The organism is Flavonifractor sp. DFI.6.63, assembly GCF_024462255.1.
Taxonomy (GTDB): domain Bacteria; phylum Bacillota; class Clostridia; order Oscillospirales; family Oscillospiraceae; genus Lawsonibacter_A; species Lawsonibacter_A hominis.
Genome location: NZ_JANGBE010000109.1, coordinates 1 through 328, shown reverse-complemented (window position 1 = coordinate 328; position 328 = coordinate 1). Strand labels below are relative to the sequence as shown.

Annotated in this window: 1 pseudogene; it reads left to right on the top strand. The window is 69.5% G+C overall.

From position 1 onward, the window contains the following. Positions 1-328, top strand: a pseudogene (locus NE547_RS18115) (hypothetical protein); the annotation flags it as partial.

Here is a 328-nt window from a genome sequence, read left to right as displayed (position 1 = left end):
GACGGTGCTCGCCGGGACCGGCGGCATCGTGGACCTCCTGCCGGAGGAGGGGGAAAAGGTCGCCAGGGGCGAGACGGTGGCCCTGGTCTATCAGAGCGAGGCGGGCCTGGCCCGCAAGCAGCAGATCCAGGCCCTGACGCTGGAGCGGGAACAGCTCCAGTACGTCCTGGCCCAATCCGCCGCCGGGGGGGATACCGCCCAGCTCAGCCAGCAGGTCATCGGCGCCATCGTGGCGCTGCGCTCCCTATATCGGCAGCGTGATGCAGAAGACCCGCATCCAGGTCAACGAGAAGGGGACGGAGGCCGCTGCCGTAACGGCGGCGGTCAT